Genomic DNA, 18,724 nt, shown 5'->3' with positions numbered 1-18,724 from the left:
CGAGATGACAAGGTGTTCGAACTGACCAGCTATGTAAGCCTTTTCGTCGTGGCGTTCGGTGCCGCCACGCTTCTGCCTTTGCAATCCGAAGCGGTATTGGTGGGGATGCTTGTTTCGCAACACTACGCAACGGTGTTGCTCGTACTGATCGCCACGGCGGGCAACGTGCTGGGTTCTGTCGTGAACTGGTACCTGGGCCGCTCTATCGAACGTTTTCGGCACCGCCGTTGGTTTCCCATCAGTGAGCGCCACTTGGATAAAGCGCAGAATGCCTACCTGCGCTACGGATACTGGGCGCTCTTGTTCAGCTGGGTGCCGATCATCGGTGATCCCATCACTATGATCGCTGGCGTCATGCGTGAGCCGCTCTGGCGTTTTCTGGTCGTGGTTACACTGGCCAAGGCGTTCCGCTATCTGGCACTGACCGCGATCACGCTTGGCTGGGCGATATGAACGCCTTCAGCCAAACGCCTGGGGATGGCGAATTAAATACATGCCAGCCAACGCGTATCAGATGGGTAGGATCGACATCAGCCTTTGCTGTGCTTATCCGATGCTGGCGGGATGGCAACGCCTCTCGGCCCCGCGATGCCCCAGATGGCGAGTCCGACAAGGGGCAGTACAAAGATCAGCACCGTCCAGCCCAGCTTCGTGCCGGAGCTTTTGGTGCTTCGCCAGACGCTCGTCAGTACCCAAGCGTCCAGCAACAGAACGATCACGGCGGACGCCGCCCAGAAAATCGAGGTTTCCATGGTTTATCACTCCTGAGCAATCACCTACAGGAGAGGGATACCGGTCTGCGCAAGTTCCCGATCATTTCCAGTTGGCGATTGACGTACCTTCCAATTCCTCACGGTAATCATCGCCGCGCAAGCGTCGGCCGAACTCATCTCGCGTGTTTAATAAGTGAGCGTGCGGTTAAATCGAATTGATACAACCGGATTCGCGGCGCTCAGTCCAATGGGAGTGAGCGATCTGTGATGATGTGCTTCATTACCGAGGTCGAGGTCAGTCGCTGTACATTTGGCAGCCTCGATAGCGCCTCGTCATAAAGTCTCTGAAACGCAGGAAGATCTGCAGTTACCACCATGAGTAGGTAGTCCGGATCGCCAAGCAGTTTCTGCGCCTGAACGATGGTGCAATTACGAAAAATTCTTAATGGTAGGTATAAGACTGGCGATGCTCCTAGAGTTAGCGGAGAGGATGAAAGCATACGAAGAGTATATAGCGAAATTACAGGGCTCGCTCATTTGTCGGATAATGTATTTTTTTGTCTGGAGTAACCAGGGCGCGCTCAGCTAATTCAAATTAAGAAATACTGACTCCATTGTTTACAATGCTGTCTCCACAGTTTAATTCAGACTTGGGGACAAATATTTTTGCTCTTCATGTTATATGCTCGATAGAGATTATCTTTCGTGTCAATTCCTACCTCGAAAAAAATATTCTAGGCAGAAGCCTTTCTGTTAAAGACTTGAGTCATCTTAGGGGGTGTAGCGAATTTGTATGGTCAAGATTTGCTTAGCGTATATGCATTATGTCGGCTAACTCGTTTGATCGATATCCTATGCCACGCGCTGATACGGCATTGCATTAGCAGTATAAGGTTCACTAATCATCTAAGTTTGCCGCGATATGCTGAATCAGATAGCGTGGGCTCTTTGCCCTGACTATCTGAAAAATGATGTCTCGTTTGCTTCGCGGAAGCTTCTTCACGACGTTCATGGCTGAGCGGCGAATCGCCTCATCAGAACTAGGGATACGTTCAGCCAAGAGCAGTATCAGGATTACATCAGATAGGGTCATGGTCCCATCGGTAGCTGATGTGGGACTAGGCTGCATATGGATCTCACAGCCTGGTCGATGAGCAGGACTTGCGCGGTACGCACATTACCCTCCTGCCAAAGCATGCTCTCAAGGTGTAGGTGCGGTGGCCGGAGGAGGCGAGGGAGCAGTTGTGTCCGCACCATTGTTGATGGTCACGCCGACCCCGATGATCTCAGCCATCCCTGAGATGAAGCTTTCCTGGGCGCTTTTAGAAAATTCCTCCCGACTGGCGTTAGATGCCGCCATGAACAAGATCAGGAACACCAGGATGGTGGTAAAAATATTGCCCAGTACACCACCCAGCCCTCCAAAGCCTAGGCTCTTGATGCCGTGCCAGCTTCTTTCTAAAAAGCCTTCGTGTTCGTGCCTGTTGATGAATCTCCACAGACGATCCTTGAAGTGCTTTTCAAGCTCGTCTTGCTTCTCTTGGGCAGCCTGACTGAGCAGTTCCGCGACCATACGCTTCGCTTTGTCGCGGTACATGTCTAAGGCGGGGATCTCTGCGCACTCGACGTGCGTGCGGACTTCATCGTCGGTAGGACGTCGGTCGTTCCTGGCCTCGAAGGCTTTCAGATATTGTTGCTTACTCTGCTTATAGAGGCAGTAAGCCAACTGTCCGACGATATCCTCGTCATTCACCACCAGTTCTTGGTAGACAACGTTGTGAGTGAATTTTGGCTGGCTCTCGTCCGAAGAGGACGTGCCGTGAGAGGGTTTTCCGGCAGAGGGCTTAGGTGGTGGGTCTGAACGCCTTCTGCTCCGCATCTTATCGAGAGGCCATACGCTTGGCCTTCGCAAAGCGAGCGTTGATGCTGTCAACGCTTTCCGAGCTGAAAAGGCCACGCGCGAAGGAACCTACAGCTTTTTTCGAGCTGTACCGGTCAAGGACTTTGGATGCAAAGTCGCTTTTTTTGCCTACGATGCTTTTAAGAAAATCAGTCATAGAGCCTCCTTTAGCAGATTCACTATACCGCATCCGGCTCGTTCTCTCCAGAGCCGGACGACAGCCAGCGCTGCTGGTGGCCTGCTAGCCGGTCGACACGGCAGATGCCCTTCCAGGGGCGATTGGCGGAAAAGTCGGGGGGCCGATTAAGCGCAAGGTGATTTCGTCTCACCGGGTTCAGAGTCTAGGCGGGCCAGTGAGATCGGGCGATCGCTCCCTCACCTGTGGGCACGGAGCTGACTTATGCAAGACGAGCTAGCCGGGTTGCGAGGAGGCGTAATGATGTTGTGGTAGCTTCGGCCACTCAGATTCCAGTAGCGAGGAAAGTGATGTTTCTCACGTCGCAAAATTACCGGCAAGAATTTCAGTCTCTGCTTCGCACGGAGGCACGCATTTCGCTGGCCATTGCATTTTGGGGGCAAGGCGCTCAGGTATTGCTGGAGAATACTTGGAGCGGTGAGCGTTTAAGGCTCCTGTGCAATTTGGGAAGCGGCGGAACCAATCCTGGTGTCATTCGTGACTTGCTTGCCTTGAGATCTGAGCGACCAGGTTTGGAGGTGCTGACGTTGGATGCCCTACACGCGAAAGTGGCTGTTGGTGAGCAAGCTGCAATAGTCGGATCAGCGAACGTCTCGGCTAACGGTTTGGGGTTTGAAGGCCCCGAATGCGTCGGATGGCAAGAGGCAGGGCTGTTGGTGAAAGATCATTCGCAGTGCCTTCAGATGCAGGTTTGGTTTGATGAGTTGTGGCAACAGGGTGAAGAAATAACGGAGGAAAAGCTCACGGCGGCAGAAGACCGTTGGTTGAAAAATCGAGGGAGTCGTCCATTGACGGCGACAAAACTCGTTGAGGCTTCGGCGGCGAGCCTCAAGAACCGTGATATTCATCTGGCGATATACCGCTTGACGGCCAGTGATCAGGCGCTGGTAGAAGCTAGTTTGGCAAACAAAGAGGCTCAGCGTTCGGACTCACCAGAGATCCGAAACGCCAAGCTGGATTTTTTTGAAGACTGGCCTGATTACAGTGAAGAGCCTCTGCCGAAGGACGTTCCAATCCTAGCGATGCGGTACGGGCCGACAAAGCGGGTCACCGGTTTGGCGCCATGGGTGCGTTTGCCACAACTCGACAGGGCCTTTGTCAGCTTCAACACTGGTACCGAAGTGTCGCTAATCATGCTCGGCAACCTGAGTTCGGTCGTCGGCATGTCTCTTTCTACCGAGGACTCAAAGATTTTAGCTAAACGACTCAAACCTTGGATCGATGAAATATTCGACGGTCAAGGCCCTGATGCGGCACGGTGCCTTCCCCTTGACGAGTTCCTGAAGTGGGAAGAGAAGATGGCTAGCGGAGATTAATGCGTAGTACCAAGCACTACAGCCTGACATGTTTTATTTCAGGGTGACCACTGACACGTTCTATGAGTGATCCGGTGGGTATGCGGCGCAGGTATTTGATGATCGATCTGGGCGTGCAGAGAACGGCTCCACTGTGTTCACACCACCACTGAAGCTGGTCAGCTCGCAGGGTATGTTCAAGATGTTCAAAAGTGCCTGCGGTAACGACCACTACGTAGTCGCGTCGGAGTATCGAGACTAAGGGGCGACCGAAGGCGACACAGGTGTAGTGGTCTAATGATTCCGGACACTCATTTAGGCGAGAATATCGCCAGATAGAGGTGTCTGATGACCAAACAACGCCGTACCTTCTCTGCTGAATTCAAACGTGAGGCCGCAGGCCTCGTGCTCGATCAGGGCTATAGCCACATTGAGGCCTCCCGCTCACTAGGGGTGGTCGAGTCTGCGCTGCGTCGCTGGGTGAGCCAGCTCCAGCAGGAGCGCAATGGCGTAACGCCTCAGAGCAAAGCCCTGACGCCCGAGCAGCAGAAAATTCAGGAGCTGGAAGCGCGGATCGCTCGTCTTGAGCGGGAGAAATCCATTTTAAAAAAGGCTACCGCGCTCTTGATGTCGGAAGAACACGAGCGCTTGCGCTGATCGATCAGCTAGGTGCCCATGAGCCGATCGAATTGCTGTGCGAGGTGTTCGAGACACCTCGCTCGTGCTACTACGACCATTGCCAGCGGCGTCGGGCTCCAGACGCTGAGCGGGTTCGTTTACTCAGTCGAGTCAATGAGCTGTTCGGGCAAAGTCGAAGCGCTGCCGGCAGCCGCAGTATCGTTTCGATATTGCAGGAAGATGGCGAGCAAATTGGTCGGTTCAAGGTACGTGGCCTGATGCGGGAACTGGGATTAATCAGCAAGCAACCTGGCTCTCATGCTTATAAAAAAGCAACAGTGGAGAGGCCTGACATTCCGAACATTTTGAATCGGGAGTTCGATGTACCCGCGCCCAATCAGGTCTGGTGTGGCGACATCACCTACATCTGGGCGCAAGGAAAATGGCATTACCTGGCGGTGGTTATGGATCTTTATGCGCGTCGGGTGGTGGGCTGGGCGTTTTCAAACAAACCGGACACGGACTTGGTCATCATGGCGCTGGACATGGCTTATGAGCAACGCGGCAAGCCTCAGGGCCTGCTGTTTCACTCAGATCAGGGCTCCCAATATGGGAGCCGACAGTTTCGCCAGCGGCTTTGGCGATACCGCATGCGCCAGAGCATGAGTCGCCGAGGTAATTGCTACGACAACTCGCCGATGGAGCGTGTATTCCGCAGCTTGAAAACCGAGTGGATACCCGCCGTGGGCTACATGACGGCCCAAGAGGCACAGCGGGATATCAGTCATTATCTGATGCATCGCTACAACTGGGTTCGGCCACACCAGTTCAATGATGGACTGGCACCCGCTCAGTACGAGAAAAACCTTAACGTCGTGTCCGGGATCAGTTGACCACTACAAGGCGAACTGGTCACGTCGCAAGAAATTCACTATCTGAGGTCTGTCATGCTCTCGTCTGCGGTGATCTTTGACGCGTTCGGCACGCTGCTCGACATCAAGCATCGGACGCATCCATATCGAATGCTCTTGCGTGATGGTGCTCGCCAAGGCCGTACTCCTCGCTCCGAAGATTTGCGCTTCCTGATGACCCGGAAGTGCTCGATCAGCGAGGCCGCTGACCGGCTGGGTTTTCGTGTCTCTGCCGAGCGTATGGAGGTGAACCAGGCGGCACTCGCCGATGAGCTTGAATCACTGGTGCCCTTTGCTGACGGACTCGAAGCCGTTGAGATGTTCCGTGGTGCCGGTGTTTGTGTCGGCGTCTGCTAGAACCTTTCGGCGGCCTACGGCGCAGGTGTGAAACGGCTTCTCTCTGCTGTGGGCGCATTCGCCTTGAGCTATGAGATCGGCGCCATCAAGCCTGAACCGTTGATCTACCAAGCCATGTGCGACTCGTTGGGTGTTCAGACCCATAGGTACGTACTGCCAGCGCCACCATTGATACTGATGATTGGTGACTCGCCCCGCTGCGATCGGGATGGGCCGCGCACGCTTGGCATTTCCGGACATCTCCTGACTAGGGGAGGGGGAGGGATCGAGAACCTTGTTCAGTTCGCAGAGCTGGTTCTGCAGTCCACAGGGCAGTGAGCTACTTGAGCTAGCGTTCTGCTCAGTTAGCGATTCTGCAAACCTCTACTTGGTAGCCCATCGCACCTAACCTTTGCGCAAATTGTCTGAAATTGACCTTGGAAAAGAACGGCATGTGCAGTTCATCGTTAGGCTGCATGATGGCAAAGACAATCTTGTTCCGTGGCAGCGTCGCAGGATCGAAGACGAACTGGAAGGGCCCAAGCTCAGAGAGGTGGGTATTCACCTGAGCAGTGACGTCAGGTGCGTTGATCAGTGCTTCAGCGGACACGTACGCCTGTGAAAATAGGTGGCTGAGTACGCTCGATGAGGAATACTTTTTCACGTGAATGATGTGGTGGTCTGGAGTCAACAGATCACAGAATTCAAATGGGCTGGAGGCGTTATTCAGCCTCACCAGTTTCTGGTCGAGAAGGTAGAAATTTGCATTGTCAGCAATGCGCCTTAGGTAGGGGCCTTCATTGTCGGCGTTGTACCGAGGAAACTGGAGTTCGCACCGAGTAGCAGCTTCAAAGAAACGGTTGACCTGTTCAGTGTAGTCCCGGTCAATCTGATACCAATCACCTTCGCTGAGCAGATAGACCTTACCGTCATGTTCAACCTCGGCCTCCAGGCAGTTGTAAAGCGATGACATCGCTATTCGTTGTTCCTCGGCGCCGTAGAGATAAATGCGCTCGGATAGAAGCAATGGCTGGGTGACTGCCCCCAGGATGTGTTTGGCCAGCAGGGCTTGGCGTAGATCGAGGTCAAACGCGAGTGCGGGGCCATGGTGCGATCGAGCACTGTGCTTCACGTAGCTAAAGCCGCTGATGTCATTGCCAAGCAGCTCGGGAGACGCCGCACGGACTCGGTCAAACTGCTCGGCGTTGATGGCCTCAACAAGGAGTCCGTCCAGATCTCCATTGAGCGATGAGTCGCGCACCGGCACGATGTAATCCATCCACGGATACTTCTCCTTGCAGCGCTCATCCTCGTAGGCCGTCAACAGGCGTGACGCGATCTCGGGGAATTCCTCCAGCTTCACATCCGAATGCAAAGCCAGCGAGTCCGAGCCGCTGACGTACTCACCATCGTCCTGGTCGCTTTCTACGATCCCGGTCAGAGATTTCAGAATCTCCGAATCGAACTTGAAATCAAACTCAGCTATCGACAGATGCTTGGATGACTGGGACTTTGAGCGGAGGGGAGTGCGGTCAATGTTGGATTTTTCAACGGACTTGATCAGCAGAGGATCTGTCAGGCTGAGTGCGGTACGGAGGCCGAAGTACCGCTCTATTGCCAGCGAGTCAATGAGGTGGCGAGCATGGCCAAAGGTGAAGCAGAAGACACGGCCCCGCACAGCCATGACGAGGAGTGCCTTCAGCGACCTGCCTGTGAGATCGAGGGCGACGACTTCCTCAATGTCTTTGAATAGCTGAGTCCATTTGGGGTGGGACGGGTTCTTCTGGTGATAGAACAGGCAGTCGACGCCGTTGAGCTCAAAAGCGATAGGCTGCAGATTGACCTCGTCATTGAGGGCGTCTTGGACTGCCCGGCCTTCCTTGAGCATGAACACGTTGATAGTGATCTTCACGCGTCACTCCTTGACGATCGCTTTGATGTTAAATTGACATCCCTCATTGAGCCTGTCAAGGCACTGGCTGCGCTGAAGTATGAGAGTTTATTGCGTGCCGCGTGTGCGCTATAACGCTACAGAAAGCCCGCTATGCCCTTTTTCGTCTCACGTACTGGATGCAATGATCTGCACAACCACCTAGGGAGAGGGTTAGGGGCATACTCCACCGGTGGGGTCAGTCGCTGGTGAGAGATCAGGTTAGGCATTGCTGTCATGGGGTGGTCATGCACATATACCTGCTTGACCTCAATTTGATAGGCCTTCAGGTAATCAATCCACGCGTGCCTTGATGCCGTGTTTGCGATCAGTACCACCGATCGTGCGCCTGCCTGGACAGCTGCCTCAGGAGACATGGCGAAGCCGAGTGACACCTTCGCCTCGCCAACGAGCTCAGGTGACAAGGTGGAGTACCGTCCTTCCGTTTCCACAAACAGCCCTTTCACACTGACAGAGTGGATCCGGCAGATGAAGGGATCCCACTTATTGGCATGGGCCGGGTGCACTCTGATCCGATCGTGCTTTCTGAAACTGCTCTCCTGACTTTGGATTACTACCGGAGCTCGTACTCGACTCAGACGCTGATTGATCGTTGTAATCAGCGAGGGAGAGTCACTGACAAAGATTTCACCGTTGGACAATTGATGCCATTGCTCGGCGCAGTACACGTTGAACACCTGCTCGTCGTCACAGCGCTCAACGTTCGGCGCTGGGATCGCTGGTACAGCATGATTCAGAACGTCCAGGGTGATGACGGGATAATAGATTTTGAGAGCGTCCAAGAAATGTGCTGGTTGCTCAGCCATAGCTGGCCGGGTATCAATTAGCACCAACCGCGTGGAGGCAGGGACGTTCCTGAGGGACACCAGGAAGTGACTGAGTGTTAATAGATGGCAGTCGGTGAAAATTACGGTGGCGTATTCAGCGAGGTCAGGCGGGAGCCCATGAAAAGGAACCGCAACGCTCTCAATGCAACCACTATAGATTGGCATCATGGCACTCAAATATACGACAACCTGAGGAGCCGACGCATACAAGATCTGCAGCATCCCCGAAAGCTGGCTCGTGAACTCACAACGCTTGCCAGGTTATGAGCGCTGACCACTGAGAGCCTTGAGTTGATGGCTACGATGATCTCGTCCTGATAATTTTGATGCAGTGTTTAAGTGTGCTGCAGTTGATTTGAGCCGGATCGGACTTACGGCGTAAGATCAAGGTGCCCAACTTGTATGGAGTGACCATCTTGCCGAACGTATTTTTCTCCTACTGCCATGCTGATGAGGCGTTGCGAGACCAGCTCGAAAAACAGCTTTCCATGCTCAAGCGACAAGGGGTCATTGAGACTTGGCATGATCGAAGAATCAACGCTGGTCAGGAGATCAATCCTGCCATTGATGATCACATCAACACCGATGAAATCATTCTGCTTTTAGTGAGCCCTGATTTCATTGCATCCGACTACTGCTACGATATCGAAATGACGCGCGCCATGGAGCGCCATGAGGCGAAGCAGGCGACTGTCATCCCGGTCATTCTGCGGGCCTGTGATTGGCACCATGCGCCCTTCGGCAAGCTAATGGGCACGCCTCAAGATGGCAAGCCGGTAACCCTATGGCCTGATCGTGATGAGGCCTTCCTACTGGTAGCCAAAGAGGTGCGCAAAGCCGCTGAAAAATGGCGAAACGACAAGCCTGTTTCACCACTCGCGAGTGTGTACACCGCGAACTCTGCGTCAGTTGCAGTAGCCCCTGATGCCATAACCGGGCCCCGTTCCAGCAATCTACGTCTGGCCAAGTTCTTTACCCAGCTGGACAAGGATCAGTTCCAATTCGAGACTTTTGAATACATTGCCCGCTACTTCGAGAGCTCGCTGGCTGAGCTCCAGTCTCGAAACGCAGGTTATCAAGGCACTTTTCGCCGGGTCGATGCCAATCGGTTCTCTGCGACCATCTACAAGGATGGTCGAGATGTGGCCAAGGCTTCCGTTTTTGTCGGAGGCCAGATGGGAGCCGGCATCTACTACAGCCAAGGTGAAGGATTTGGCGGCGGATCCTTTAACGAGGCTCTTCATGTTGAATCGGACGACCAGACCCTGTACTGGCGTACTCTGGGAATGGCATCGTTCCGCAGTCAGCGAGACCAGAAGCTGTCTCAAGAAGGAGCCGCTGAGGCGCTCTGGGAAATTGTTATCGCACCTCTGCAGCGGGGGCATTGATAGCCGAACTACCTGAACAGCACGTAGACGGATTGCTCCAGGATCGACTCGAAGAAGTTGTGGTGATCGACTTTGATAAGCTGCCGCGCCTCCCATTGCAGTTCGGCAGCCTCCAATCCTCCATTCCGGCTGTAATAGGCATAGCCGTCTTCACGGGCTCGACTCCCGACGGGATGTAGGTGTTGATGCAGCGCTGTAGTCAAAGCATATCTTCACTGGGCGCACATAAGGCCCGATGAAAAGGAAGCTGAAGGGGAGGGGGATCCATTGCCTTTATTCACCACATTTATGGGTGTTAGGTCGAGGTCATGGATGCATAGGAGGCTTGCCGGCTGACGCGGCCTGGGGGTACAGGAAGGCGAACTATAAAACGTACGAAAAGGCTTGGAGGCCAGCGAGTACGGGGCTTTCAGGTGTGTGAAAACTGGAGCGGGTAGAGGGAATCGAACCCTCAACTAAAGCTTGGGAAGCTTTCGTTTTACCACTAAACTATACCCGCATGACGCGTTGTTTCCGTGCCGCTGGCAGTTCATTGCGAACTCGATTGCCAGCTTGGCGACCTCGGTGCACTGCGTCTTTCGACACCTGCTCCGGGCGGCTGACTTTGTACCAGAAGCGCCTGGCAATTTGAAGCGCTAATTTTCGTTTCTCTGCTCGATTCCCCTCAAACCAGACCGATCTCCTCTGCGCTCAAGCTGCGGTACTGGCCGGGTTGCAGGCTGTCATCGAGTACCAGCGCGCCCATGCGCTCTCGGTGCAGCGTGAGCACCTTGTTCTGGAAGTAGCCGAACATCCGCTTCACTTGGTGGTAACGCCCTTCGACGATGCTCAGGCGCGCCAGGTGCGGGCCGAGGATGTCGAGGTGGGCGGGCAGGGTGGTGAGGTCTTCGAAAGCGAAGTAGATGCCCTTGGCGAACGTCTCGACGTAATGGGGTTCGATGACCTGCTCGGTCTCGACCAGGTACACCTTGGGCAGCTTGGTTGCCGGTTGGGTCAGGCGGCGTGACCATTGCCCATCGTTGGTCAGGATCATCAGCCCGGTGGTGTTGAAATCCAGTCGCCCGGCGATGTGCAACTGGTGCTTGTCGGGCACCTCGAGCAGGTCAAGAACGGTCCGATGCTGCGGATCCTGCGTGGCGCTGACGCAACCAGGTGGTTTGTGCAGCATCAGGTAGCGAGCAGGATAGCCGGCCTGCAACAACGTCTGGTCAAGCCGTACTTCGCTGAACTCAGAGACAGCATGCAGCGGGTCGCGGACCACGCTGCCATCCACCTGGACCCGTCCTGCGATCAAGGCCAGGCGCACCTGCTGCCGGTTGAAGCGTTCGAAATTGGAAAGAAATCTGTCCAGACGCATTGCTGCGCTATGCCTCCGACTCAGGCAGTTGCTCATTCACTCGCGCGCAGCGCGGACACAAGCAGGCGGCGTTGCGCAAATGCTCGGGCAAAGCTCGCAGCACAGCGGGGTCGATGCTGACCGTGTAGCACCAGCACGGCTGTGCAGCCGTCTTGGCATCGGCCAATGTGCAGTCGTTGCGGCCGCCGCAGGCTGGGCAAAGGCGGCTGTCGGTCAGCGCGAGCGTGGTCATGAGCGATCCGTGAAGGTATGAACGTGGCATTCTACTTCAGCGCCCTGCAGGTCGGCGAAAAGCGTCAATGCAGAACGCTTTGTATCAATTTATTGCCGTGTGAAATGCAGTATCTTTTCCGCTGTCTGAGTTATGCCCAGAACCATCGTTCCGGGTAACGACCAGTCGTGCTGGTTCGATCCCTCTCGCGGTCCAGGAGGCCGCTTATGTCCCCTAAAGCTCTTTTGATCGTGGTATTGGGCTTGTTGACAAGTGCCTGTGTGCCCTATGGAGGGGGAGGTTACTACCGCACCGAAGTCTATTCCGTGGACAGTTCGCCCAGAGGCGGCTACTACCCCTACAGCCAGCCCTACGGCAGTGGTTACTACGTGACGCCGGCACCGCGCTACTACGAGGGGCCGCGCTATTTCTCGGCGCCTCGGTATTACGCGGTGCCGCCGCCGCGCTACTACGGTCCGCCTGCGCCGCACTACCGGCCGGGGTTCAGGCCAGGGCGCGGCCCCGATCCACGCTGGCGCGACGGGCCGGCGCGGCATTACGGCCAGGATTGGAACCGGGGCCGAGGCTCCGACCGTGGCCCGGGCCGCGGCGGTCGACACTAGCCAGCAACGGCGCCCTCAGGGGCGCCGTTTTCGTTTTTCACCTGCCATTCAGTAATCACAAAGATCCGCCAGCGGATGACGGCCTTCCCAGGCCTTGCCGAAATGCGCCTCGACCACTGCCTGCGGTACATGGTCGACATCGGGCCAGTGCCAGTGCGGCTGGTTGTCCTTGTCGATCAGGCGCGCACGCACGCCTTCGCTGAATTCGGGATGACGGCAGCAGTTCAGGCTCAGGCTGTATTCCATCTGGAACACCTGGGCCAGCGACAAGTGGCGGGCACGGGCCAATTGCGCCCAGATCAAATGCGCGGTCAGCGGGCAGCCCTTGGCGAGGTTGCTGGCGGCCTTGGCCAGCAAGGGGTCCTCGTGTCGTTGCCATTGCACCAGTGCATGCCAGGCGCCCGGCGCATCGCTGACGTCCAGCTGGGCGTCGATGGCGGCCCGGCGCGGCAGCCACTGCGCCGCTGGGGCACTGTCGCGCGCATCGTGTTCGAGGGCCTTGAGCAGGCTGTTCAGCTGCATGGCTGTCTGCTCCTGCCAGTTCAGCTGCAGCAGGCCGTCGAGCAGATCTTCGTATTGATCGTCGCGCAGGCAACGGTCGGCCAGGCCCAGGTCAAGGGCGTCACGGGCGTTGATCTGCGCGCCGGTCAGGCCCAGGAACAGACCGAGCTTGCCGGGCATGCGCGAGAGGAATCCGCTGGCGCCGACATCCGGGTACAGGCCGATGGTGATCTCGGGCATGGCCAGGCGGCTGCTCGGCGTGACGATGCGAATGCTCGACGCCTGCAGCAAGCCCATGCCACCGCCCAGTACGTAGCCGTGGCCCCAGCAGATCACCGGCTTGGGGTAGGTGTGCAGGCGGTAGTCGAAGCGGTATTCGGCAGCGAAGAAACGCGCTGCCAGCGGCGGCACTTCGCCGGGGTGGGCGCGGCAGGCCTGCACCAGGCTGCGCACATCGCCCCCGGCGCAGAAGGCTTTTTCGCCTTCGCCGCGCAAGACGACGCAGACCACACGGTCATCCTGCGCCCACTCATCGAATTTTCCGGCGAGCGCTTCGAGCATCGGCAAGGTCAAAGCGTTGAGACTCTTCTCTGCAGCAAGCGAGACAATACCGATACGTGCGCCATTGCCGGCACTGAGTTCTTCGAAATTCAAATCCATCGTGACCTCGCATCAAAGGGGCGGTAGCCGCGGAACAGCCATAGCGAATGGCCGGCGTAGGGTGGCAGCGATCCTGTCTGCATTTGACTTTCCGTGTCCGCTTTCCTACCGTCCGCCCACTGATTTCCGGTGCCTTCTGTTTTTTGGTGCCTGCTTCTTTTTGGTGAACATATGAGCACAGACGACCGCATCAAACTCGAGCCTAGCTGGAAAGCTGCACTGCGTGAGGAATTCGACAAGCCCTACATGGCCCAGTTGCGCGAATTCCTGCGCCAGGAACATGCACTGGGCAAAGAAGTCTATCCGCCCGGGCCGATGATCTTCAACGCGCTCAACACCACGCCGTTGGATCAGGTGAAAGTCGTGATTCTTGGCCAGGATCCCTACCACGGTCCGGGCCAGGCGCATGGTCTGTGTTTTTCGGTGCAGCCAGGCATCCCCACGCCGCCCTCGCTGGTGAACATCTACAAGGAGCTCAAGCGCGATCTGAACATCGACATTCCCAAGCATGGCTATCTGCAAAGCTGGGCGGAGCAGGGGGTGTTGCTGCTGAATACCACCATGACGGTGGAAAGGGCGAATGCCGCCGCCCACGCGAAAAAAGGCTGGCAGCCGTTCACCGACCGCATCATCGAAGTGGTCAGCGAGCAGCAGTCCAGCGTGGTGTTCATGCTCTGGGGCGCCCATGCGCAGAGCAAGCAGAAGCTGATCGACAACAGCAAGCACCTGGTGCTGACGTCCGTGCACCCCTCGCCGTTGTCGGCGCACAAGGGCTTCATCGGCAACGGGCATTTCAGTCGTGCCAACAAGTTCCTCGAACAGAACGGTCTGACTGCCATCGACTGGCGCCTGCCCTAAGGCACCGGTCGGCGCTTCTGCCACTGGCGAAACAGCGGCTCGGCCAGAAACAGCACGAACAGCAGGCGCATCACCTGCATCGCGGTCACCAGCGGTACCGACAGCTGCAGCACCTCGGCGGTCAGGCTCATCTCGGCAATGCCCCCGGGCATCATGCCCAGGGTCAGCGAGCGCAGGTCGAGGTTGGTCAGGGCGCTCAGGGCCAGCGCGCAGCCGCCGGCAATGGCCATGGTCAGGGCGGTGCTGACCAGCGTGCGAGCGAGAAACGACGGTGCGCGGCGAAAGAACGCGCGATTGAAGTGACAGCCCAGGCCGCTGCCGATCAGCCACTGGCCGATCTGGCTGCCACCGTCCGGCAGGCCGATGTGCAGATCGAAGCTTACGCTCATGGCAGCGCTGACCAGCAGGGGGCCGAACAGCCAGGGGTTGGGCTGGTCCAGTCGCTGCCAGATCCAGGCCGCCACCCCGGCGAGGGGGAAGATCAACGCCAGCCAGGCCCAGTCGACGCCGCCTTCATGGCTGATGGGTGTGCCGTCGCCCATCAGGAATTTGAACAGCGCCGGCACACACAGCACCACCGCCAGCACCCGCAGGCTCTGCCCTGCGGCGACGCGGCTGAGGTCGGCGCCGTTGCGCGCGCCCAGGTTGACCATTTCGCCGGAACCGCCCGGCATGCTGGAAAAAAAAGCCGTGGCCCGGTCTTCACCGGTGCGCAGCATCAGCCACACGCCCACGGCACTGGAAACGCTGGTGATCAGCGCTCCGAAAAAAATCAGACCGAAATGGCCGCCCACCTGCTCCATCACCAAGGGGGTGAAGTGCAGGCCGATGCCTATGCCGACGATCCACTGGCCCAGCTTGCGGCCATTGGGTATTTCCGCCAATTGCCAAGGTGTCAGGCAGCGCACCAGGATGATCGCCAGCAACGAGCCGATCATCCAGGGCAGCGGCCAGCCGATCAGGCTGGCGACATAGCCGCCAGCCAGACCTACGAACGGTGTACCCCACCAGTTGTGCAGGAACCGATCAAACATCGGCAGCGGCACGACGCATGGCAGCGCGCTTGCGCCAGATACGAACCACCGGCAGCAGCAGCATCAGAATGGTCAGGATCCAGACACCTGCGGTGATCGGGCTGCCCCAGAGGATCTGCAGTTCGCCGTTGGAAATCGACAGCGCGCGACGCAGGTTCTGCTCCATCAGGCCGCCCAGGATGAAACCGAGCAGGACAGGCGACAGCGGGAAATCCAGCTTGCGCAGGATGTAGCCGAAGATGCCGATACCGATCATCAGGAACAGGTCGAAGGTGGTCGCGTGGACCGCGTAGACGCCGATGCCGGTGATGATGGCGATGACCGGTACCAGTGCCCAGTTCGGCACGGCGAGGATCTTGGTGAAGATGCGGATCATCGGGATGTTCAGGATCACCAGCATGATGTTGGCGATGAACAGCGAGGCGATCAGGCCCCAGACGATGTCCGGTTGCTGTTGGAACAGCAGCGGGCCTGGAGTGATGTTGTACAGCGACAGGGCGCCGATCATCACTGCGGTGGTGCCCGAACCCGGTACGCCCAGGGTCAGCATCGGCACCAGGGCGCCGCAGGCAGTGGCGCCGATGGCGGTTTCCGGCGCGGCCAGGCCGCGCTTGTCACCTTGGCCGAACTTGCCGCTGGCACCTGCCAGGCGCTTCTCGGTGGTGTAGGCCACCGCGCTGGCCAGGGTGGCGCCGGCGCCGGGCAGTACGCCCATGATGAAGCCCAGCACGCCGCAGCGAATGTTCACCCAGAACACCGAAGCGGCTTCCTTGAGGTTGAACATCATGCGCCCGGTGGCCGTGACGGCCACGCTGCCGTGGTGAGTCTTTTCCAGCAGCAGGAGGATTTCACTGATCGAGAACAGGCCCAGCACCAGCACGACGAACTGGATGCCGTCGGCCAGGTGGATGTTGTCGCCAGTGAACCGGTACACGCCGCTGTTGGCGTCGATGCCGACACTGGACAGGAACAGGCCGATCAGCGCGGCGATGAACGTCTTCAACGGCCTGTCACCGGCCATGCCGCCTAGGCAGACGATGGCGAACACCATCAGCACGAAGTATTCCGCAGGGCCGAAGGCAATCGCCCATTTGGCCAGGATCGGGGCAAACATGACCATGCCGCAGGTGGCGATGAATGCACCGATGAACGAGCTCCAGGCGGACAACGACAGCGCAACGCCGGCCAGACCCTGGCGGGCCATCGGGTAGCCGTCCAGAGTGGTCATCACGGTCGATGCTTCGCCGGGAATGTTGAGCAGGATCGAGCTGATACGACCGCCGTATTCGCAGCCCAGGTATACCGCTGCCAGCAGGATCAGCGCCGACTCCGGCGGCAGGCCCAGGGCGAAGGCGATCGGGATGAGCAGTGCCACGCCATTGATCGGCCCCAGGCCCGGCAGCAGGCCGACCACGGTGCCGATCAGGGTGCCCGACAGGGCGGTGACCAGATTGTAGGGGGTCAGGGCAACGCCGAAGCCCTGACCCAGGTAGCCAAGAGTATCCATGTCAGTTCTCCAGAACGCTGAGCAGGCCCAGGGGCAGCGGCACGTCCATGACTTTGTCGAAGAGCACGTACAGGCCGATGCTCATCAAGGTGATGATGATCACGCTGGGCACTGCGCGGCCGCCGTACAGCAGGGCCATCGGAATGCCGATCAGGATGCTGCTGAGAATGAAGCCAAGGGGTTCGAACAGCCCGGCGAACACCAGCAGCAAACCGATGCATATGGCGATCTTCTTCAAGGTCGGGCGGTCCAGCGGCGGCTCTTCCTCGCTGTGCACGATCGGAGTGGGACGAAACACCAGATACAGCAGGGCCAGGCTCATCAGGCCCAGCATCAGCAACGGGTAGGCGCGCGGGCCTACCGGCTCATAGGAAAAGGGTGCCTGGTAGGGCCAGGCCATCAGTGCCAGACCGGCACAGACAAGCAGCAACAGCAGGGCAAAAAGCCGTTGAACGATCATGATCATGGTCATGTTCCTTCGTGAAGGAGGACGATGGTGGTGTCGGCAGGGAAGCCTTCGGGGGCAGAGATCCGCTCTCACAGTGGACGTGTATATCCAACCCTGTGGGAGCGGGTCTCTGCCCGCGAATGGCTCCCCGCGGACCCAGGCCGATTACTGAACCAGGCCGAATTCCTTGGCCAGGGTCTTGTATTCGGCGACCTGTTTCTTCACGTAGGTGTCCAGCTCCTGCCCGGTCATGGCGAACGGGAACAACTCGCGCTGGTCACGCAGCTTGGCGAATTCTTCGGATGCCAGCAGCTTGTCGAACGCCGCTTTCCACCAGTCGTATTCGGCGTCGGTCACCTTCGGCCCCAGGTAGAAGCCGCGCACCACAGGCCAGACGATGTCGTAGCCCTGCTCCTTGGCAGTGGGGATGTCCTTCATTTCCGGCTCGTCCAGACGCTTGTCGGAGAACACCGCGAGCAGACGCATGTCACCGCTGAGGATGTGCGGCATGGAGTCGGAGATGTCGGTGCTGCCAACCTGGATGTGGCCGCCGAGCAGGGCCGTGGCGATTTCGCCGCCACCTTCCAGGGCGACATAGCGCAGGTCGCGCGGGTTGATCCCGGCGGCCTTGGCGATCAGCGCGGTCTGCATCCAGTCCTGGCTGCCGACGGTGCCGCCGGAGCCGATCACGACTTTGCTCGGGTCGGCCTTGAGCGCCTTGACCAGGTCGTCCAGGGTCTTGTAGGGCGAGTCGCTTTTGACCGCGATGGCGCCATAGCTGGTGCCTACCGCAGCCAGCCAGCGTACGGCGTTCTCGTCGAAACGGCCGAACTTGCCTTGCGCCAGGTTGAGCAGCGAGCCGCTGGACCAAGCCACCAACGTGCCTGCGTCGGCCGGGCGCTGGGCGACCACCGCGTTGTAGGCCACGGCGCCGACACCGCCGGGCATGTAGGTGACGCGCATCGGTTTGGACAGCAGTTTCTCGTTGACCAGCGCGCTTTGCGCAAGTTTGCAGGTCAGGTCGAAGCCACCGCCAGGCGAGGCTGGGGCAATGCATTCAGGACGTTTGGGTTCTTCCTGAGCAAGCAGCGGGGCACTGATGAACAGGCAGCTGACAGCCAGGGCAAGCGGACGCATGGCGCGAATCATGGGTATTTCTCCATTGTTGTTCTTGTTATCGAAAACGTATCGTGACGTTTGCGTGGCAGGTCTCTACGGACTCGCCTTGCTGAAACCTTATGTTGCGAACCTTTCACCAAGCTTTCAGTGGCGGTCAATCTGCCAAGACTGCTTCACAGTCCGGCACGGGCCTGTAAACTCGGGCACATAAAGCGGTTGATGAGCCTTCGCGGCTGGCTCTGGCAGCAGCGAATACCGTACTACGGCAACA

At 57.8% G+C, this 18,724-nt stretch carries 21 protein-coding genes, 1 tRNA gene and 1 pseudogene; 8 read left to right on the top strand and 15 right to left on the bottom strand.

Annotated features, from left to right (window positions below):
- Window positions 1-12: 12 nt before the first annotated feature.
- Window positions 13-453: a YqaA family protein gene (locus IFT76_RS05915; RefSeq protein WP_185793983.1), complete on the top strand. Its 441-nt coding sequence runs from the start codon at window positions 13-15 to the stop codon at window positions 451-453.
- Between the two features lie 77 nt (window positions 454-530).
- Here IFT76_RS05915 and IFT76_RS05910 read toward each other — a convergent pair whose 3' ends face one another.
- The 5 genes and pseudogenes from IFT76_RS05910 to IFT76_RS05895 form a co-directional block, all read right to left on the bottom strand.
- Complete coding sequence (locus IFT76_RS05910; protein ID WP_192057629.1) at window positions 531-752, bottom strand: PLDc N-terminal domain-containing protein; 222 nt, start codon at window positions 750-752, stop codon at window positions 531-533.
- A gap of 200 nt (window positions 753-952) precedes the next feature.
- A pseudogene (locus IFT76_RS05905) lies at window positions 953-1,135 on the bottom strand (Lrp/AsnC ligand binding domain-containing protein); the annotation flags it as partial.
- Between the two features lie 476 nt (window positions 1,136-1,611).
- Window positions 1,612-1,806: a DUF7740 domain-containing protein gene (locus IFT76_RS20790; RefSeq protein ID WP_244647863.1), complete on the bottom strand. Its 195-nt coding sequence runs from the start codon at window positions 1,804-1,806 to the stop codon at window positions 1,612-1,614.
- Window positions 1,807-1,914: 108 nt separating this feature from the next.
- Entirely contained in the window at window positions 1,915-2,466 is a 552-nt protein-coding gene (locus tag IFT76_RS05900; protein ID WP_192057627.1) for a hypothetical protein, read from the bottom strand.
- A 127-nt stretch (window positions 2,467-2,593) separates the two neighbouring features.
- The gene (locus IFT76_RS05895; RefSeq protein WP_192057626.1) at window positions 2,594-2,770 is read right to left on the bottom strand and encodes a hypothetical protein; all 177 of its coding nucleotides are present in this window, start codon (window positions 2,768-2,770) and stop codon (window positions 2,594-2,596) included.
- Between the two features lie 329 nt (window positions 2,771-3,099).
- Between IFT76_RS05895 and IFT76_RS05890 the strand changes: the two genes are divergently transcribed.
- From IFT76_RS05890 to IFT76_RS20980, 4 genes are all read left to right on the top strand, one after another.
- A complete protein-coding gene (locus tag IFT76_RS05890; RefSeq protein ID WP_192057625.1) occupies window positions 3,100-4,125 on the top strand; it encodes a phospholipase D family protein in 1,026 nt (341 codons plus the stop codon).
- A 327-nt stretch (window positions 4,126-4,452) separates the two neighbouring features.
- Window positions 4,453-5,615, top strand: a protein-coding gene (locus IFT76_RS05885; RefSeq protein WP_122236921.1) for an IS3 family transposase whose coding sequence is annotated in 2 segments (ribosomal slippage) — window positions 4,453-4,708 and window positions 4,708-5,615 — 1,164 coding nt in all. Because the reading frame shifts where the segments join, the coding sequence is not laid out codon by codon here.
- A 54-nt stretch (window positions 5,616-5,669) separates the two neighbouring features.
- Entirely contained in the window at window positions 5,670-5,990 is a 321-nt protein-coding gene (locus IFT76_RS20785) for a hypothetical protein (protein ID WP_244647862.1), read from the top strand.
- 27 nt (window positions 5,991-6,017) lie between these two features.
- The gene (locus IFT76_RS20980; RefSeq protein WP_446731092.1) at window positions 6,018-6,308 is read left to right on the top strand and encodes an HAD family hydrolase; all 291 of its coding nucleotides are present in this window, start codon (window positions 6,018-6,020) and stop codon (window positions 6,306-6,308) included.
- 22 nt (window positions 6,309-6,330) lie between these two features.
- Here the strand turns inward: IFT76_RS20980 and IFT76_RS05875 are convergent, their stop codons facing one another.
- Both IFT76_RS05875 and IFT76_RS05870 read right to left on the bottom strand, forming a co-directional pair.
- Window positions 6,331-7,881 (bottom strand): TIGR04141 family sporadically distributed protein, encoded by a 1,551-nt coding sequence (locus tag IFT76_RS05875; RefSeq protein WP_192057624.1) that lies wholly within the window; start codon window positions 7,879-7,881, stop codon window positions 6,331-6,333.
- Window positions 7,882-7,997: 116 nt separating this feature from the next.
- Window positions 7,998-8,969: a hypothetical protein gene (locus IFT76_RS05870; protein WP_192057623.1), complete on the bottom strand. Its 972-nt coding sequence runs from the start codon at window positions 8,967-8,969 to the stop codon at window positions 7,998-8,000.
- A 194-nt stretch (window positions 8,970-9,163) separates the two neighbouring features.
- On the opposite strand from IFT76_RS05870, the gene IFT76_RS05865 reads away from it, so the two are divergent.
- Window positions 9,164-10,135 carry a toll/interleukin-1 receptor domain-containing protein gene (locus IFT76_RS05865; RefSeq protein WP_192057622.1) on the top strand — a complete coding sequence of 324 codons (972 nt, stop codon included), beginning with the start codon at window positions 9,164-9,166 and terminating at the stop codon, window positions 10,133-10,135.
- Window positions 10,136-10,560: 425 nt separating this feature from the next.
- On the opposite strand, the gene IFT76_RS05860 is transcribed toward IFT76_RS05865, so the two are convergent.
- The 3 genes from IFT76_RS05860 to IFT76_RS05850 all read right to left on the bottom strand — a co-directional run bounded on the left by IFT76_RS05860 (window position 10,561) and on the right by IFT76_RS05850 (window position 11,709).
- Window positions 10,561-10,634 (bottom strand) — tRNA-Gly (locus tag IFT76_RS05860).
- A 165-nt stretch (window positions 10,635-10,799) separates the two neighbouring features.
- A complete protein-coding gene (locus IFT76_RS05855; protein WP_192057621.1) occupies window positions 10,800-11,492 on the bottom strand; it encodes a pseudouridine synthase in 693 nt (230 codons plus the stop codon).
- Window positions 11,493-11,499: 7 nt separating this feature from the next.
- Window positions 11,500-11,709, bottom strand: a complete 210-nt coding sequence (locus IFT76_RS05850; protein WP_185794202.1) for a cysteine-rich CWC family protein — start codon at window positions 11,707-11,709, stop codon at window positions 11,500-11,502.
- A gap of 221 nt (window positions 11,710-11,930) precedes the next feature.
- Here IFT76_RS05850 and IFT76_RS05845 point away from each other — a divergent pair, with 221 nt between their 5' ends.
- Complete coding sequence (locus tag IFT76_RS05845) at window positions 11,931-12,326, top strand: hypothetical protein (protein WP_192057620.1); 396 nt, start codon at window positions 11,931-11,933, stop codon at window positions 12,324-12,326.
- A 48-nt stretch (window positions 12,327-12,374) separates the two neighbouring features.
- Here IFT76_RS05845 and IFT76_RS05840 read toward each other — a convergent pair whose 3' ends face one another.
- Entirely contained in the window at window positions 12,375-13,487 is a 1,113-nt protein-coding gene (locus tag IFT76_RS05840) for an enoyl-CoA hydratase/isomerase family protein (protein ID WP_192057619.1), read from the bottom strand.
- A 171-nt stretch (window positions 13,488-13,658) separates the two neighbouring features.
- Between IFT76_RS05840 and ung the strand changes: the two genes are divergently transcribed.
- Complete coding sequence (gene ung, locus IFT76_RS05835) at window positions 13,659-14,345, top strand: uracil-DNA glycosylase (RefSeq protein WP_122479374.1); 687 nt, start codon at window positions 13,659-13,661, stop codon at window positions 14,343-14,345.
- On the opposite strand, the gene IFT76_RS05830 is transcribed toward ung, so the two are convergent.
- From IFT76_RS05830 to IFT76_RS05815, 4 genes are all read right to left on the bottom strand, one after another.
- Complete coding sequence (locus IFT76_RS05830; RefSeq protein ID WP_122479724.1) at window positions 14,342-15,379, bottom strand: AbrB family transcriptional regulator; 1,038 nt, start codon at window positions 15,377-15,379, stop codon at window positions 14,342-14,344. The two genes, ung and IFT76_RS05830, sit on opposite strands and share 4 nt — an antisense overlap.
- The gene (locus IFT76_RS05825) at window positions 15,372-16,886 is read right to left on the bottom strand and encodes a tripartite tricarboxylate transporter permease (protein WP_192057618.1); all 1,515 of its coding nucleotides are present in this window, start codon (window positions 16,884-16,886) and stop codon (window positions 15,372-15,374) included. The genes IFT76_RS05830 and IFT76_RS05825 overlap by 8 nt, the downstream gene beginning before the upstream one ends.
- Before the next feature lies 1 nt (window position 16,887).
- Window positions 16,888-17,346 (bottom strand): tripartite tricarboxylate transporter TctB family protein, encoded by a 459-nt coding sequence (locus IFT76_RS05820; protein WP_122479723.1) that lies wholly within the window; start codon window positions 17,344-17,346, stop codon window positions 16,888-16,890.
- Window positions 17,347-17,499: 153 nt separating this feature from the next.
- Window positions 17,500-18,483 carry a Bug family tripartite tricarboxylate transporter substrate binding protein gene (locus IFT76_RS05815; protein WP_122479372.1) on the bottom strand — a complete coding sequence of 328 codons (984 nt, stop codon included), beginning with the start codon at window positions 18,481-18,483 and terminating at the stop codon, window positions 17,500-17,502.
- Window positions 18,484-18,724: the final 241 nt, after the last annotated feature.

The organism is Pseudomonas sp. CFBP 13727, assembly GCF_014841915.1.
GTDB classification, from domain to species: Bacteria; Pseudomonadota; Gammaproteobacteria; order Pseudomonadales; family Pseudomonadaceae; genus Aquipseudomonas; species Aquipseudomonas baltica.
This window is presented reverse-complemented; position numbering and strand designations above follow the sequence as displayed.

What these genes read in the sequence shown, in the direction of transcription:
- IFT76_RS05910 (WP_192057629.1), bottom strand. Translation starts at nt 752, where the DNA reads ATGGAAACCTCGATTTTCTGGGCGGCGTCCGCCGTGATCGTTCTGTTG.
- IFT76_RS20790 (WP_244647863.1), bottom strand. Translation starts at nt 1,806, where the DNA reads ATGACCCTATCTGATGTAATCCTGATACTGCTCTTGGCTGAACGTATC.
- IFT76_RS05895 (WP_192057626.1), bottom strand. Translation starts at nt 2,770, where the DNA reads ATGACTGATTTTCTTAAAAGCATCGTAGGCAAAAAAAGCGACTTTGCA.
- IFT76_RS05890 (WP_192057625.1), top strand. Translation starts at nt 3,100, where the DNA reads ATGTTTCTCACGTCGCAAAATTACCGGCAAGAATTTCAGTCTCTGCTT.
- IFT76_RS20785 (WP_244647862.1), top strand. Translation starts at nt 5,670, where the DNA reads ATGCTCTCGTCTGCGGTGATCTTTGACGCGTTCGGCACGCTGCTCGAC.
- IFT76_RS05870 (WP_192057623.1), bottom strand. Translation starts at nt 8,969, where the DNA reads ATGCTGCAGATCTTGTATGCGTCGGCTCCTCAGGTTGTCGTATATTTG.
- IFT76_RS05855 (WP_192057621.1), bottom strand. Translation starts at nt 11,492, where the DNA reads ATGCGTCTGGACAGATTTCTTTCCAATTTCGAACGCTTCAACCGGCAG.
- IFT76_RS05845 (WP_192057620.1), top strand. Translation starts at nt 11,931, where the DNA reads ATGTCCCCTAAAGCTCTTTTGATCGTGGTATTGGGCTTGTTGACAAGT.
- IFT76_RS05840 (WP_192057619.1), bottom strand. Translation starts at nt 13,487, where the DNA reads ATGGATTTGAATTTCGAAGAACTCAGTGCCGGCAATGGCGCACGTATC.
- ung (WP_122479374.1), top strand. Translation starts at nt 13,659, where the DNA reads ATGAGCACAGACGACCGCATCAAACTCGAGCCTAGCTGGAAAGCTGCA.
- IFT76_RS05830 (WP_122479724.1), bottom strand. Translation starts at nt 15,379, where the DNA reads ATGTTTGATCGGTTCCTGCACAACTGGTGGGGTACACCGTTCGTAGGT.
- IFT76_RS05825 (WP_192057618.1), bottom strand. Translation starts at nt 16,886, where the DNA reads ATGGATACTCTTGGCTACCTGGGTCAGGGCTTCGGCGTTGCCCTGACC.
- IFT76_RS05820 (WP_122479723.1), bottom strand. Translation starts at nt 17,346, where the DNA reads ATGATCGTTCAACGGCTTTTTGCCCTGCTGTTGCTGCTTGTCTGTGCC.
- IFT76_RS05815 (WP_122479372.1), bottom strand. Translation starts at nt 18,483, where the DNA reads ATGATTCGCGCCATGCGTCCGCTTGCCCTGGCTGTCAGCTGCCTGTTC.